Origin of the sequence: Qipengyuania pacifica (genome assembly GCF_019857205.1) — a bacterium.
GTDB lineage: Bacteria > Pseudomonadota > Alphaproteobacteria > Sphingomonadales > Sphingomonadaceae > Qipengyuania > Qipengyuania pacifica.
In genome coordinates this window covers 279,385-294,550 of the sequence record NZ_JAHWXO010000001.1, presented here as the reverse complement: position 1 = coordinate 294,550, position 15,166 = coordinate 279,385, and the positions used below count along the sequence as shown (strand labels likewise).

Here is a 15,166-nt window from a genome sequence, read left to right as displayed (position 1 = left end):
CATGTCGAGACTGAAACCGCGCGAACGCGACGCCATCGCTCAGGCGCTACGCGCCGGTGTTGTTCCCAAATTGGGGCTTCGGCACATCCAGGTTGGACGAGCTCGTGAGATCGAGGAACTCGTCAAGGACATGGACCGGATCGCCGATGGCGGTTCAGCCATTCGTTTCATCATCGGCGAGTATGGCTCCGGCAAGACCTTCTTCATGAACCTGATCCGGCTTGTCGCGCTCGAAAAGGGGCTGGTCGTCATGTTTGCCGACCTTGCCCCGGATCGCCGCATCCACGCGACCGGCGGGCAAGCACGGGGCCTCTACGCGGAGATGGCGCGAAATCTTGCAACCCGTACCAAGCCAGATGGAGGTGCATTGTCGAATGTTGTCGAGCGGTTTATCAGCCAGGCCCAGCACGATGCCGAGGCGCAAGAACAATCGACAGATGACATCATTCGCCAGCGCCTTGCCCATTTTGAAGAACTGACTGGAGGCTTCGACTTCGCGCAGGTGATCCGCCGGTATTGGGAGGGGCACGAAACCGGCGATGAAGAGCTGAAATCGGCGGCGATCAGATGGCTGCGCGGCGAATTTGCAACCAAAACGGATGCTCGCAAGGCTCTTGGTGTTCGCACTATCGTCCATGACGCCAGCGTCTACGACCACCTCAAACTGATGTCGGCCTTTGTCTGTGAAGCTGGCTACAAGGGCCTGCTCGTTGGCCTTGACGAGATGGTCAACCTCTACAAGCTGACTTCATCGCAAGCACGCAACGCCAACTATGAGCAAATCCTGCGCATTCTGAACGACGTGCTCCAAGGCAGCGCGGAGAACCTTGGGTTCCTCATGGGAGGAACGCCGGAATTCCTCATGAATACGCGGCGCGGCCTCTACAGCTATGAAGCCCTCCAGTCTCGCCTCGCAGAGAACACCTTTGCGCGTGACGGACTGGTCGATCTCTCCGGGCCGGTCATTCGACTAGCCAGCCTCACGCCCGAAGATTTGTTCGTGCTTCTGGCCAACATTCGCGCCGTTATGCAGGGCGATGAAGCAATCCTGCCAGACAACGCCTTGGAAGCGTTTATGGCGCACTGTTCGGACAGGATCGGGGAGGCCTATTTCAGAACCCCTCGGAACACGGTCACGGCATTCGTGAATCTTCTGGCGGTGCTCGAACAAAACCCCGGCGTCGAATGGTCGGACCTCATCGAAGAGCTCGACGTGGCGGAGGATTCTGGTGACGACATGAGCGACGTGGATGAGAGCGTTGGCGCTGTCCCTGAGAATGACGAGCTAGCCAGCTTCCGACTGTGAGCACGGCGTTCGACAAGCTGGCTCGACCAATCCAGAAAAGGATTCGTCAGCAAGGCTGGAAGGAATTGCGCGATATTCAGGCGCGCGCAACGCACGTGCTTATGGACGGCAATCGCGACCTGATTGTCGCCGCCAGCACCGCCGGAGGCAAGACTGAAGCCGCATTTCTCCCGCTACTGTCGCAGGTGCTCGACGAACCCAGTGAGGACTCCGGATTTGATGTTCTCTATGTCGCGCCGCTGAAAGCGCTCATCACCGATCAGGCGCGGCGACTTGAAGACATTTGTCGCAATACAGACATGCCTATCACCCCGTGGCATGGCGACGTTTCGTCATCGGTAAAGGCTAAGGCTACCAAGCGACCGAGGGGCGTGCTGCTTATCACCCCGGAGTCCCTTGAAGCGCTATTCATTCGACGCGGATTGGAGATTCCGAGGCTGTTTGGCGCAACGCGCGCAGTCATTCTCGATGAATTGCATTCGGTCCTCGACAGTGAGCGTGGCATCCAGATGCGTTCGCTTCTCACGCGTCTCGAAATTGCTCTCAAGAGACCTATTCGCCGGGTCGGTTTGTCGGCCACACTCGGAGATATGGAACTGGCGAAGGTTTATCTTCGTCCTGACAGCCCTGGCGAAGTCGAACAAATCATTGCCGAAGGTGGGGCAGCCGAATTGCAGCTTCAGCTCCGGGGCTACGTTGCTGGTGACAAGGACGATGAAGGCCCTTCAGCGACGGATGCCATTGCGCAGCACCTATTCGAGCACCTGAGAGGCAGCGACAATCTTGTCTTTGGCGGTGCGCGTCAGGCAGTTGAAATCTACTCAGATCGGTTGCGCGCACTTTGCGAAAAGGAACATCTGCCGCAGGAGTTTTACCCTCACCACGCCAGCCTATCGCGCGAGCATCGAGACTTCGTCGAACGCCGCCTGAAAGATGGTACTGCGCCGACGACTGCCATCTGCACTTCCACTCTGGAATTGGGAATCGACATTGGCGATGTGACCTGTGTCGGCCAGATTGGCGCACCATTCAGCGTCGCGTCGCTCAGGCAAAGGCTTGGCCGATCAGGGCGGCGACCGGGCAAGCCAGCCATCCTTCGGCAATACACAGTCGAGGCGAAGCTCACGCCTACCAGCAATTTTTCGGATCGTCTTCGCCTTGGGATGGTGCGGGCCATTGCGATGATCGAATTGCTTTTGGAAGGCTGGTGCGAACCGCCGCAACGCGAGGCCCTGCACCTTTCGACCCTAGTTCACCAAATCCTCTCGGTGATCGCCGAGAGGGGCGGAATACGTGCGCAACAACTATACGGGATTCTCTGCCAAAGCGGACCATTCCGCCAGATCGATACCCAGTTGTTTCTGGATGTCTTGCGAGCACTCGGGCAACCCGAGGTCGCGCTCATTGAGCAAGCCAGCGATGGCCTTCTCTTGCTCGGTGCCAATGGCGAGAAGCTGGTTGAGCACTATAGCTTCTACGCCGTATTTCAGACACCCGAGGAATACCGGCTGATTTCCGGCGGTAAGGAGCTTGGGACACTTCCGATCGACAACATGATCGCGCCGGGAATGCTTCTCATTTTTTCGGGTAGGCGCTGGCTGGTGCAGGAAGTTCTCGACCGGGATCGTGTCATTTTGGTTGCACCGGCCAAAGCCGGAGTGCCGCCCATTTTTGGGGCGACCCTTGGCAACATCCACGACCGCGTGATCGAGCGAATGTTCGATGTTTTGGAGGGACAGAAGCGCCCGATCTATCTTGATGCAACAGCGCTGGAGCTACTCGACGAGGCGCGCAGCCATCACGGCCAGCTGCAATTTAACCCCGGAAGGATTGCGCAACTCAGCGACAAAGCTGCTGTCATAGCGACGAAAACGGGTTCCGTTCGGACAACGACCCTAGCACTCGCCCTTCGCGCGAGCGGCTTTACCGTGCAGACACACGACGGGTTTCTCGAAGTGTTCGGAAAGGACGAAAGCCCGGATTTGATTAACGCACTTTCGGGCCTGGCAGATGGCAAAGAGGTGGACCTATTTGCGCATTCGCCGAACCTGTTGTTCGAGAAATTCCATCCTCACTTGACGGAGGAATTGCTGCAAAGAGATGCCTTGTCCGCTCACCTAGACGCTAGCGGATTGGCTGAGTTGACCCGCTCAATTTTAGGACGGGATTAGCATACCAATTGCCGTTCGGACTGCTCCCCTATCCATCATTCGATTGCTCAGCCTCAAACGCCCGCTTGCCCTTGCGCCGGAACAGCACCAGCGCCTGCGCACCATCCGGACCGCGCAGCTTGGCGGCGACGGTGAGGAACGCACCGTAGAGCGCGGCGCGATCATCGTCAGTCAACTCGACCAGATCGGCCTTGGCGACCAGGCCGCCCAGTTCGATCAGTTGCCGGGTCCGCTCGCGGCGCTTGACCTGCCATTCGCGCATGTCGGTCCGTGCCTTTGCCGCCTCAAGCCGATGCCGCGCCGCCATCGAACGGGAGAGTGCCTTCCGGCTGCTGGCCAGGTCCGTTCGCAGTGTCTCGTGGCTTGCGCTGAAAGAAGGCCGCGCCGCGTTTGCGCCAGCCCTCCCCGGTTGCCTTGTCGGTATTGGCGGCAGCGTCGAGCAGCGCGCCTGCCAGGATATCGGCATCGAGCGCGTCGGCTCCGGTTGCCGTCACCAACGCTCCAAGGTCGCGTACGCGGCGCTCCTTTAGCTGCTTTGCCTTGTCGGCAAGCGCCTTCAGTTCCGAATCAAAATCGCGGGGTTTGCGCAAGAGAAGTCTCCATCGTTGATGTGATGGAGCCATGATAATCGGTGAGCTTTCCCAATGCAGTAAGGTCGCCGGGACAGTGTGAACCCGCCTAGTCCCGATCAGGATTTTATCATGAGAGGGCGCGCTTATACGTCGTGCCGACGCGGGCTTTGCGGTGTAACTGGATTGCCGTCATGGCAATCTTTCACTTCAGCGCAAAGATCATCGGAAGGTCGAGCGGACGCAGCGCCGTTGCGGCGGCGGCCTATCGCGCGGGCGAGCGCCTGCACGATGAGCGGATCGACAGAACCCATGATTTCACCAACAAGGCAGGCGTTCTTCATTCCGAAGTGATGCTGCCAAAAGGCGCGCCTGAAACCTTCGCCGACAGGGCCACCTTGTGGAACGCAGTCGAGGCCGCCGAAAAGCGCAAGGATGCCCAGCTATCCCGCGAGGTCGAATTCGCCCTGCCCCGCGAGCTGCCCAAGAAGGACAACATCAAGCTGGCGCGCGAGTTCGTCAAAGCCGAGTTCGTCGAGAAGGGCATGATCGCCGACCTCAATGTCCATTGGGATATCGGCGAAGATGGCAAGGCCAAGCCGCACGCGCATGTCATGCTGACGATGCGGGAAATTGGGCGCGAGGTCACAAAGGACGGCTTTGGCGCAAAGGTCCGCGACTGGAACAAGACCGCGCTGATCGAGCAATGGCGTGAGCGCTGGGCCGATCATGTGAACCGCGCGTTGGCGGAACGCGACATCGATGCGCGGATCGATCACCGCAGCCTGGAAGCGCAGGGCATTGCGCTGGAGCCGCAGGACAAGATCGGCCCTGCCGCCTCACGCATTGGCGGGCGTGGACTGGAAGCCGAGCGTATCGAGGAACACCGCGCGATTGCCCAGCGCAATGGTGAGCGGATCATCGCCAACCCGGCGCTGGCGCTGGATGCGATCACCCACCAGCAGGCGACCTTCACCAGGCGCGATCTTGCCGCCTTCGTTCACCGGCATAGCGACGGCAAAGATCAGTTCGATGCCGCCTACAATGCGGTGCGCGCATCGCCCGACCTGATTGCGCTGGGCAAGGACGGACGCGGGCAGGATCGCTTCACGTCTCGGGCAATGATCGAGACCGAACAGCGCCTGTATCGCGCCGCAGACGCATTGGCGCAGCGCACCGGTCACGCCGTCAATGATGTGCAACGAAACGCCGCGCTTGTCAGCGCGGCCAAGCGCGGCCTGGTCCTCTCTGGCGAGCAGAAATCTGCATTCGAACATGCAACCAACAGCAAGGGCCTCGCGGTCGTGGTCGGCTATGCGGGAACCGGCAAGAGCGCGATGCTGGGAGTGGCGCGCGAAGCGTGGGAAAGCGCAGGCTACGCTGTGCGCGGCGCAGCCCTGTCCGGCATCGCCGCCGAGGGGCTGGAGAACGGTTCCGGCATCGCATCGAGCACCATCGCCAGCCTTGAACACCAATGGGGCAAAGGACGCGAGCAACTCACCGCCAGGGATGTGCTCGTCATCGACGAAGCGGGCATGGTCGGCACACGCCAAATGGAGCGCGTACTGTCCCATGCCGCGAAAGCTGGATCGAAGGTTATCCTGGTAGGCGACCAGCAGCAGCTTCAGGCCATCGAAGCAGGTGCGGCGTTCCGGGCAATCCACGAACGCCAAGGAGGGGTCGAGATCAGCGAGGTTCGCCGCCAGCTTTCCGCATGGCAGCAGGATGCGACCAGGCAGCTTGCAATAGGCCGAACCGGCAAAGCGATCCGCACCTACGAGGAACGCGGCATGGTCCATGCCGCCCACACGCGCGCGGATGCACGGACGGCGCTGATCGAGCGCTGGAATCAGGAACGGAGGACCGCCCCAGACGACAGCCGCATCATCCTCACCCACACCAATGACGAAGCGCGCGAGCTAAACGACATGGCGCGCGGAAAGATGCGTGAGGCTGGCGCATTGGGTGCAGATGCCGCGATCAAGGCGGCACGCGGCGAGCGCCAGTTCGCATCGGGTGACCGTATTATCTTTCTGCGCAACGAGCGCGGGCTTGGGGTGAAGAACGGGACGCTCGGCACGGTGGAGAAGGCTAGCGCACAAGGAATAGCCGTGCGCACCGATGATGGCCGCGAAGTTACCTTCGACACCAAGGACTACGCGCACATCGATCATGGCTACGCGGCCACGATCCACAAAGCGCAGGGCATCACGGTGGATCGTGCCCATCTACTCGCCACGCCGGGTATGGATAGTCATTCCGCCTATGTCGCCATGTCGCGCCATCGCGAGGGGCTCGCGCTCCATTATGGCCACGATGACTTTGCCGATCAGTCGAAACTTGTCCGCACGCTGAGCCGCGAGCGCGGGAAGGACATGGCGGGCGATTACAAGCCCGAGCAGGCTTTCGCCGAACTACGCGGCATCACCTTCCGCGAGCGAATCTTGGAGATAGTTTGGCAAGTGCCGGAGAAGGCCAAATCCATCTTCGGGAATTTCCGTCCGCAGGCCCGACAGCTTGAGCCGCTGCCGGTGCAGGGAAACACGCAAAACGAACAGCGCCGCGCGGTCGAACGCTACGCCCGCGCGCTTGGTGATCTCGGCTCGATGCAGGCGCAAGGTTTGCCCGTTCTCCCGCACCAGAAGGATGCGCTGGAGAAGGCAGAAAAGGCCCTCGACGCGATCCGGCCCCATGCCGCCACCGATCTCGCTAATGCACTTGAGCGGCGTCCTGCGCTGATCGCAGAGGCCGCAGGCGGACGCAGCCAGGAGGCCATGCGCGCCATGCAGCACGAAGCCGCCGTTCGCACCGATCCGGCGCTGCGAACCGAGCGCTTTGTCAGCGACTGGCAGGGTCTGAGCACGGCGCGCAAGCAGCTTGAACAACAGGGCGACCGCGCAGGCGCTGCCCAAGTATCGGCCAAGCAGAACGAACTGTTGAAGGGGCTTGAACGCGATCCGCAGGTCGAAGGTCTGCTGCGCGGCAAGGCCCGCGAACTCGGCATCGATCCGAAGCCCGAACGCAGCATCGCCAAAGAACTGACCGCAACCCTCACCCGCGAGCGCACCCGCGCTTTCGACATGGGCATTTAGGAGAAACGACATGGACGACGACCATATCGAAGAAGTGCAGCTGGACCTCGAAGTCGAGGAACCGCTAGCCCCGGAACCAGAACCGGAGGCGGTGACGGAAACCGATCCGGCCACGGAAGCCTTCGCCCGTCTCGAAGGCGAAATGGCAATGGTACGCCATACCGTCCAGAACATGGCCAGGGAGCGAGCCGACATCGTGATCCCGGACTACACGGCAACGTTTAGCAAGATGGCCAATCAGCTAGAGCGGGTCTCCGACAGTTTGACAGCCATCGGCAACAAACCCGCCATCGAGCTGACGCCGGAAGACATTGCCGTTCAGATCAAGCGTGCCTCGCACGACATGCTGCGCGATACCAGCGACCTGCTCCGGCAGGGACGTAGGGACTTCGACAGCGCAACCGGGCAGCTCAGTGCGATGGTGGGGCGTGTCCGCGCCGAGGCCGAGCAGAAACGGCAGGCCTCGCACTTTGCAAGTATGGGGTTGGTTGTCGGCATCCTGCTGTGGTCGATTCTTCCCGGCACCATCGCCCGCGCCATGCCCGAAAGCTGGCAATGGCCCGAAAGGATCGCTCGCAAGGCGGTTGGCGAACCGACCATTTTGGAAGCGGGTATACGGTTGATCCGGTCACAGAACCCGGAAGCGTGGGAAGAATTGGCGGCAGCGCAGCGCATCTTCAGCGCAAACCGTGAAGCCTTCGAACGCTGCATTGAAAAAGCGGGAAAGGTTGAGCGTTCGGTCGGTTGTGAGTTTCAGATCGAGCCGCAAGGACGCCCATGAAATTCCTATCCATTGGTTTCTATCCGGTCTCGAATCTTGCTCGATCCCTTCTCCAGATAGGCTATAGCGCTTCCATTCGCAGGTAAGGCAGGCAAATCGCCTCTATGGTCGCAATTGACGTGTCAATCGCATCCGACACCTCGTTTTCCTCGCCCGCGGTGCGCTTGTTGGCGGCAAACAATGCCCGGCGAATCTTGACCGTGAAATCGCGGTCGGTGCCGTTGTAATCGTCAACGTAGGCGTCGGCGTATGTCCGCACGATATGGAATTGATGGTGCAGCGTCTCGATCGCGTTTTCCAAGTCCTCGCCGAAGAGCGCGCGCGCCATCGGCAGGCAATCCTCTAGCTTCGTCCGATCGTCGAGCAATTGATTGGCCCGCATGTAATAGGCTTGAGCGGTGATGAGACGCTTTTGCTTTTCCTCGACGATGCTGTTTCGCCATTTCGGCTCACTGCTGTTCAATTTTTCTTCTGCTGCCGCTAGCTCCCCTCCAGACATCCATGGCGATCGAAGGTATCCCAGCGCACGCCTCGCGTTGTAGGCCGCGTGCAGGATGACCTCGGCTTGATCCCGATTCCGCTCTGCCAGCTTTTGATGCTTCCAAGCTGACAAGCCCATCCTTGCGGCAGCATAGACGGCGACCGCCCCGCCAAGCGTTCCCACACCTTGCATCATCGTCCCGGTGGCGGCCCAATCAATATTCGTCCAAGATTCCACAAGGCACATCGTCACTCGCCCCTGATTTGATCGCCTGATTGCAGCTCTAGCCTCAATTCAACGATTGAAGAAAGTTTAGCACTTGATCGACATCGTTCGTCACCACGCATCTATAGAGCTGATCGAGCCTGAGCCCCTGATGTCTAATAGACCGGGTAACTCCGGCCTCGGTGAAAAACGCATCGCAATAGCCCAGCGCCGCAGCCGCATGGCCAAAATCGAATAGATCATTTCCGGTCATCGCCTTGCTGCGATAATCCCAACGAAAGAGGGCATTCAGGCAGGCGTGCACATGGATTGTCGGCAGTCGGCTCCGATGCTCCCCGCCTAGCATGGCGTGCACGAGATTCACGGCCATTTGGCTGTTCTGTTCGGAGCGCTCCACATCAGGTCCGAAATTGCCTAGCCGAGCGATAATCTGCCCAAGAATGGGCTCAGCCACCTCAGCGACGCCTCGCAACTCATCCGACAGCACGGATTCGAACGATGTCATTTCCGCCTGATGGACACGATTGCCCTCATTGAGCTTGTCGGCCAGCGCGGCCATGTCGCGGGTCATATCGAATTCGGTGCGATCAAGGCCTCCAGCGACGGCGGAGAGCGGCTGCTGCCAGACATGATCGAAGAACGCCTTTTGGATGGCCAACTGCGTTTCAGGCGGGAATCGATCGTCGCTCACATGGAAATTGCCCATGGTGTAGGCGAGGCGCGTCCACACGCGCGGCAGGGCTGTCGCGTTCGGTGCAAGCGACCAGTGAATGACAGCCTCAAGCTCATCCTCGGTTCGCTCCGGCTCGGGCATCAATGACACGCCCAAGCTCAATTCCTCGATGACCTCCAAAGTCGCCTGGCGACGGGCATCATCACCGATTTTCATCAGCTCCAAGAATGACGTCGCTGAGATCGGGCAAAAGATGCGACCTTGGTGTGCCAGTCGCTCTAGATGATGGACTAGCTTTCTCTCGCGCGGGTCGGTGCGGATGCCGCTGCGGACCTCGCGGGCAATTACCCAAAATCGAAGGTCGAGATAGACCGGCGTGCGCTCGGCAAGGTCATCGCTCAGCGCTTGGCAGCATTTCCCAATGTGCGCCTCGATCGAGACATCGGGATGCGCCATGTGATGCTCTATGGAGGCCATCAAGAGCGAATATCACGAACGGCAACGTGCAACTAACCTTCTCAGGTGGAAGGTAGAGGCGAATCCTACTCGATCTCCCGCTATGACCGAACATTGTCTCTCAATTTGAATCCCGGGTTCGGGCCAAGATGTCTCGAACGGCCCCAGAATGTGCCGGAAAAGCCCGCACATTGTGTGGGGTCAATCGTAGGAACGCTTTTTACAAGTCAGCCAAATTCTGTTTGAAAACAACGCACTGAGGCAGTTGACTGGCGCACCCGACAGGATTCGAACCTGTGGCCTCTGCCTTCGGAGTGCAGGGTTTCTGAACATCCTCGAACACTTCCGAACTGACAATCAGCAGAATTCCGGGGTTTAGTGTCCTTAGTTGTTCAAATTTGCCTGCGCATGTTTTACGTACAATTTTCGTACGCATGTTAAAGGGGGAACGAAATGCCGATCGACCTGAGCAGGGTTGGTGCGCGATCCAAGCTTAAGGCTAAGCGCGAACCCTATTGGCAGCGCCTTCGGGCAAGGTGCTATCTCGGCTTCCGTCCGTCAAAACGTGGTGGGAAGGGTACTTGGATTGCCCGCGTGTATGATGAAGACGTTCAAAAATATCGTCTTAAGTCACTCGGAGATTTCGGCACTCTCGCTGGCAACGAGATCTTCTCGGCAGCTAAGCGAGAAGCTGAGGCACTAGCTGAAATCGTGGACGGGGGCGGCGTGGTTCGCTCGAAGGTCGAGACGGTCGGAGAGGCATGCCGCGCTTACGCTGAAAATCGAGCTGAAGCGGCACAGCGATTTCGCCGTTACGTCTACGATGATCCAATCGCAAAGATGAAGTTGGCCAAACTGCGGCGGCACCACATCCGGCAATGGCGGGAGCGTTTGGAAAATCAACCGGCACTTGTGAGCCGACGCAAGGAAGGCGCCGTGGTTACCCGCACGCGTGCTGCGTCTACTGTAAACCGCGATATTGCAGTGCTTCGAGCCGCGCTGGCGAAAGTGCTAGCCCCCGGCGCGCCGAACAGTGAGGCCGCATGGCAAGAGGCGCTGAGAGCAACGCCTAATGCCAATGGGCAGCGCACTCTTTATCTTGATATGAGCCAACGCCGGGTACTTTTGCAGCACTGCAGCGCCGAGGCAGAACCTTTCTTTCGTGCGCTTTGCTTGCTCCCATTGCGCCCAGGCGCACTCGCTGCGCTAGCGGTAGGGGATTTTGACAAGCGGACTGCCGAACTTACGATCGGTAAGGACAAGAACGGCAAACCGCGTCGTATCCAGCTCCCAGCCGCCGCCGCCAAGCTGCTTGCAGCTCAAGGGAAAAACAAGCTGCCGTCTGCCCCGCTTTTTATGCGGTCGAACGGCAAGCATTGGGATCGCAATAGCTGGAAACTGCCTGTCGCTGCTGCAGCGAAAGAGGCTAATTTGCCTAAGGGTACAACAGCTTATACTCTTCGTCACAGTACAATAACGGACCTAGTAAGAGCAGGTTTGCCACTGCTAACAATCGCGCAGATCTCTGGTACGAGCGCTGAAATGATTGGAAGGCATTATGGACATCTAGCGAATGATGCAGCAGTCGAAGCCCTTGATAGGTTGGCGTTGTGATTTGCGAGACTGTGGAACGCAATGCCTCGCCAGAACGGCGTTAGAGCTCTCTGAAGGCCAAAATTCAATCTCCACTAACCTAAGCCCCAAAAACCATTTGAAGAATTTCTGAAGAATCTGAGGGCACCCTAGCATCTTAGCGGCATTCTCACCCCTGTTAGATTGTGGGGACGATAACCCGCGGCACCTCGCTTCTTAAGGATTTTGTTTTTCCGAACGTTACAAAGTAACGTATGCTAAATAACTGTTTTTCCTATATATATTATATCATTCATTTGGCTTAGATCATCATTAAAAAGAAAATAATATATATAGGAATATGTATTAAAATCAGTTATTTGATATCTGTTACCAAGTAACGCTGGATAAAACGTCCTTCTTGTAAAGCGAGTTGGGCGGCTACTCAGAATCTAAGGTTACTTGGTAAGCTGAGATTGACCGCTTTCCTATCCTCCGTGGAGACCTACACCATCCTTCGAAGGAGAAAGCTTTATGGAAAGACTGGCAACAGCAGATGCGAAAGGTCGATTGACCTTCAGTGTGGCAGAGGCAGCAAGCGTCACTGGATTGGGTAGGACGATGATCTACGGCTTGATGAAAGATGGTCATCTTCCTTCGATCAAGCTCAAAGGGCGAAGGCTGATTCGTGCCTCCGATCTTCGTAATCTGATTGGCGAGAATTGAACTCGGTCAGCCGCCTGTGCGTCATACGAACTGAAGAGGGGTGACGTATGGCTTCACTGACCACGGCGTCCTCAGGGAGGTATTGAGACCATGACGAACACCATCGGATTATTCTTTGCGGTATTGGCGAGCTTGCAATCCGGTGCAGGCCTGCCTGACGTTTTTGCAAGCCGAAAGGCCGTCGAAGTACTTTTCTCAAGCTCGGATTTTGTCGAGGCAGAACACTGCATAATTTCATCCGGGGTATCGGCCTACCCGGTGCGTATGGGACGGGATCGGGACGAGACGGTGTTCTTTCTCACGCTCCAAACCCTTTCTGGACGCAATCCTCCCGCTTGGAGATTGGTTGCAACCGAAACAGGCAGCAGCATCGAGATTTATGATGGACGCCGCTATTTTCGTAAGGCCCGAAAGTGCTTTCGACTAAATAATGCCGACTGATTAAGTTGATGTCGTACCACTTGCTCAGCATCTAGAGCTGCAATGGGGCACAACCAAAGTGCTCGAAGCCCTAGCCGCGACAGGCGCGGCGCGCGCGAATCACAACGCCTATTTTGTGCCACGGTAGCGGCGGCCATTCCTCCCGACGCTGAAAACCGCAGAAAATATTGCCAGAGTGGGTGTGGGATAATCCGGTTATCGCTCAAATTTGCCGTGCAGATATCGTGTTACCCTTTCTGATTGCGTGTCGTTTGCTTGGCATCGCCATGATACTTGTCGAAAAGGTGATCGCTCGATGAAGAAGACGAAGTCAGTAATCGGCGGATGGCTTTCCGAAGAGGAAGGCGCAACGTTCGCTGAATACGCGTCCCAGATAGGGATCGACGCCGCCGCGTTAGCCACACTCTTGCTGATGAAAGAGCTGAGCGAAGGGAAGTTAGGTGCGACTCGAAAACCCGTGATAAACTCTCCTGTTCGAAAGGGTCGCCGCGTTACCGCGCGCACTTCGCGTCTCGATCTGAAGCAGCGCTTTAACAATCATGCCGCCGCGCACGGACTCAGTTCGGACGCCGCGGCAGCAGCAGTTTTTCGGACCGAGTTGCAGGAGAGATGGTTGGGCAAATGTGTAGGACTTTTTAGGGAATCAAGTTGATTCCCAGCCGGGAAGATGCGATTATCGGCCTCGTGCGAACATGAATTACTGGCATACGAAAGAACGCAAATGGCACTGTCTCTTGTAAACTCGGAGGCTTCATCTAATCGCCCCGTGAGTTTGGATTGGCCGGCGATCCAGTTCGCCCAGTTCGAACACGATGAGAAGTATCACCCTGAAATCAGCAGGTTGCCGGTGCAAGACCGCCTTAGGCACATGACGCTTCACTTCGCGAAGTACGCGGGACGACTCAGCGAGGGGCCGACAGATGCCGATTTTGAGCGCCTCGCAACTGATGCTCTAATAATTGGTATCTCATGCGCGAACACTCTTAATATTGACCTGTCGAAAGTGGGTGATGCCATATCCCCAGACCAGCGAGATGAATTTGCAAGGCAGATGACTGTCTATGCGGGACGAATGGCGTCGGCCTGCGAGCGCCTCGACCATCTTGAGGATTTCCCCTTCCGGCCAACGCTTGCCGAGCAAGTCTTGAAGGTCATCTCAGCATCTCTCGGAGTATTTTTCTCGAATGGCTGGTCTCCTGTGGAGAAGATGCGTGAGCGTCTTGCGGCGGTCAAAGCGAAGAAGCTCTTCCACGGAAAGCTTTGACGCTACTCACATGGGATTCTGGAGCGGACAACGGTTGCTCTCCGAGGGGGCAAAAAATCAGATCGTTGCCCCATTCGATCCGGAAAAAATAGACTGTTCTGCTTACACCCTGACGCTGGGCGCAGAAGTTTACATCACTCCCGGCCACGGCGACGACTTGCGCCAAAATCTAAAGAAGAGGCTTGCTGCCCCCACGGTCGAAACGGTCGCTGGAAAACAGAAGATCAAAGCGGGCGGCGATGTCAAAATTCCCTCAGGACAATTTGCGTTTCTCCTGACTGAAGAAGTTGTTTCGATCCCTCCTGATTCGATGGGGTTCATTTCCCTCAAATCCCACACGAAATTTCGTGGATTGATCAACGTCTCTGGCTTTCACGTTGATCCGGGTTTCAGCGGGAGGCTGATTTACTCGGTCTTCAACGCCGGACCTTCCGCGATTCAGCTCGCGAGGGGAGACTCTCTTTTTCTGCTCTGGATCGCAGACTTGTCGGGTGACACTTCCGATGAGCGCTTCCGCAAGACGAAACCGGGATACATCGACATTCCAAGTTCATTGATTGGAGAAGTCTCCCGAGAAAATCATTCGCTTCAGGCTCTCTCAGAGCAAATTAACTCCATTGCTGAGCAATTCCGCATCATCAAAGGAGTAGCCGTTGGAGTTGCGACAGTGATCGCATTGGTTGTAGCAGTCGTCGCACTTCAGCCGATTTTTTCGGATGAATCAGAGCTTGGTGGCACTTCGGCCGAGTTGCATGCTGCGGAAACGCCCGTTCAAACCAAAAGCATCGAACGCCCTAACCAGCCGGCGGAGGTGACCAATCCATCAGCTCCGCAGCCTTCTTGAGCATTAAGGGATGACGGGGGTGACCGTCTAACGCAGTGCCCAAGCACCGAACCGGGACCTTAGTTTCGGCCGCAAGGCTCCAAACGAAGCGCCAGGAATCGCGAAGATTGAGGGGCAGCTTCGCAAGTGGACCCCATGCGAACACAGCCAGTTCGGCCTCTTCAAAGATTTGTTTCAGATGCGTCGCGTTGTGTGGTCCGCAAGGGTCTTTGGCAGTTCGCAAGGCGCGAACTTCGGTTGCTCTAAACGCGAATACGTTTCCCACAATCACTCGCGCCCAGCCGAACTTTTGCGCGAAGCCTATCACCCGCCTGATCGTGGGATCGTCGGTCTCACCGTCTGCTGTCGACGGGTTCACCATAACAATGGCAGCAGTCTTCCCAAAAAGCGAAATCGAGCGTTCGAGGCGATAGCGGTAGCAACCGCAGGGACTCAGGATCGCACTCACATCCCACCCTTGTTTTTCGTATTCATTCCGTACGGCTCGCGAAACCCCAAGGTAAGTCTTTGAAAAGCTGGTGCACCCGACAGGATTCGAACCTGTGGCCTCTGCCTTCGGAGCCGG

Annotated in this window: 15 protein-coding genes; 10 read left to right on the top strand and 5 right to left on the bottom strand. The window is 57.5% G+C overall.

Translation table 11 applies throughout. The features are described 5' to 3' along the window. Position 1 precedes the first annotated feature (1 nt). Together KYK83_RS01590 and KYK83_RS01585 are read left to right on the top strand one after the other, a co-directional pair. Entirely contained in the window at positions 2-1,306 is a 1,305-nt protein-coding gene (locus KYK83_RS01590; protein ID WP_098106756.1) for an ATP-binding protein, read from the top strand. Beyond that, a complete protein-coding gene (locus KYK83_RS01585) occupies positions 1,303-3,477 on the top strand; it encodes a DEAD/DEAH box helicase (RefSeq protein WP_213175711.1) in 2,175 nt (724 codons plus the stop codon). Before KYK83_RS01590 ends, KYK83_RS01585 begins: the two co-directional genes overlap by 4 nt. A gap of 28 nt (positions 3,478-3,505) precedes the next feature. On the opposite strand, the gene KYK83_RS01580 is transcribed toward KYK83_RS01585, so the two are convergent. Together KYK83_RS01580 and KYK83_RS01575 are read right to left on the bottom strand one after the other, a co-directional pair. Continuing rightward, positions 3,506-3,784 (bottom strand): conjugal transfer protein TraD, encoded by a 279-nt coding sequence (locus KYK83_RS01580; RefSeq protein WP_225899782.1) that lies wholly within the window; start codon positions 3,782-3,784, stop codon positions 3,506-3,508. Further along, the gene (locus KYK83_RS01575) at positions 3,762-4,067 is read right to left on the bottom strand and encodes a conjugal transfer protein TraD (RefSeq protein WP_213175710.1); all 306 of its coding nucleotides are present in this window, start codon (positions 4,065-4,067) and stop codon (positions 3,762-3,764) included. The genes KYK83_RS01580 and KYK83_RS01575 overlap by 23 nt, the downstream gene beginning before the upstream one ends. Positions 4,068-4,240: 173 nt before the next feature. On the opposite strand from KYK83_RS01575, the gene traA reads away from it, so the two are divergent. Beyond that, positions 4,241-7,138 carry a Ti-type conjugative transfer relaxase TraA gene (gene traA / locus KYK83_RS01570; RefSeq protein ID WP_213175709.1) on the top strand — a complete coding sequence of 966 codons (2,898 nt, stop codon included), beginning with the start codon at positions 4,241-4,243 and terminating at the stop codon, positions 7,136-7,138. A 10-nt stretch (positions 7,139-7,148) separates the two neighbouring features. Continuing rightward, positions 7,149-7,919: a DUF6118 family protein gene (locus tag KYK83_RS01565; RefSeq protein WP_213175708.1), complete on the top strand. Its 771-nt coding sequence runs from the start codon at positions 7,149-7,151 to the stop codon at positions 7,917-7,919. Positions 7,920-7,980: 61 nt separating this feature from the next. Here KYK83_RS01565 and KYK83_RS01560 read toward each other — a convergent pair whose 3' ends face one another. Both KYK83_RS01560 and KYK83_RS01555 read right to left on the bottom strand, forming a co-directional pair. After that, complete coding sequence (locus KYK83_RS01560) at positions 7,981-8,652, bottom strand: hypothetical protein (protein WP_222826954.1); 672 nt, start codon at positions 8,650-8,652, stop codon at positions 7,981-7,983. A gap of 37 nt (positions 8,653-8,689) precedes the next feature. Further along, the gene (locus tag KYK83_RS01555; protein ID WP_213175707.1) at positions 8,690-9,754 is read right to left on the bottom strand and encodes a hypothetical protein; all 1,065 of its coding nucleotides are present in this window, start codon (positions 9,752-9,754) and stop codon (positions 8,690-8,692) included. Positions 9,755-10,348: 594 nt separating this feature from the next. On the opposite strand from KYK83_RS01555, the gene KYK83_RS01550 reads away from it, so the two are divergent. From KYK83_RS01550 to KYK83_RS01525, 6 genes are all read left to right on the top strand, one after another. Then, positions 10,349-11,368, top strand: coding sequence for a tyrosine-type recombinase/integrase (locus tag KYK83_RS01550; protein ID WP_346729399.1), 1,020 nt, complete (start codon positions 10,349-10,351; stop codon positions 11,366-11,368). 492 nt (positions 11,369-11,860) lie between these two features. Then, on the top strand, positions 11,861-12,052 hold the full coding sequence (locus tag KYK83_RS01545; protein ID WP_222826952.1) for a helix-turn-helix domain-containing protein: 192 nt from the start codon (positions 11,861-11,863) through the stop codon (positions 12,050-12,052). Positions 12,053-12,142: 90 nt separating this feature from the next. Further along, a complete protein-coding gene (locus KYK83_RS01540; RefSeq protein ID WP_222826951.1) occupies positions 12,143-12,493 on the top strand; it encodes a hypothetical protein in 351 nt (116 codons plus the stop codon). Between the two features lie 295 nt (positions 12,494-12,788). Continuing rightward, positions 12,789-13,145, top strand: a complete 357-nt coding sequence (locus tag KYK83_RS01535) for a hypothetical protein (protein ID WP_222826950.1) — start codon at positions 12,789-12,791, stop codon at positions 13,143-13,145. A gap of 69 nt (positions 13,146-13,214) precedes the next feature. Further along, positions 13,215-13,757, top strand: coding sequence for a hypothetical protein (locus KYK83_RS01530; protein ID WP_222826949.1), 543 nt, complete (start codon positions 13,215-13,217; stop codon positions 13,755-13,757). Between the two features lie 10 nt (positions 13,758-13,767). Continuing rightward, a complete protein-coding gene (locus tag KYK83_RS01525) occupies positions 13,768-14,601 on the top strand; it encodes a dCTP deaminase domain-containing protein (RefSeq protein ID WP_222826948.1) in 834 nt (277 codons plus the stop codon). Here KYK83_RS01525 and KYK83_RS17585 read toward each other — a convergent pair. Continuing rightward, complete coding sequence (locus KYK83_RS17585) at positions 14,552-15,049, bottom strand: DUF1643 domain-containing protein (RefSeq protein ID WP_222826947.1); 498 nt, start codon at positions 15,047-15,049, stop codon at positions 14,552-14,554. The genes KYK83_RS01525 and KYK83_RS17585 overlap by 50 nt on opposite strands. Positions 15,050-15,166: the final 117 nt, after the last annotated feature.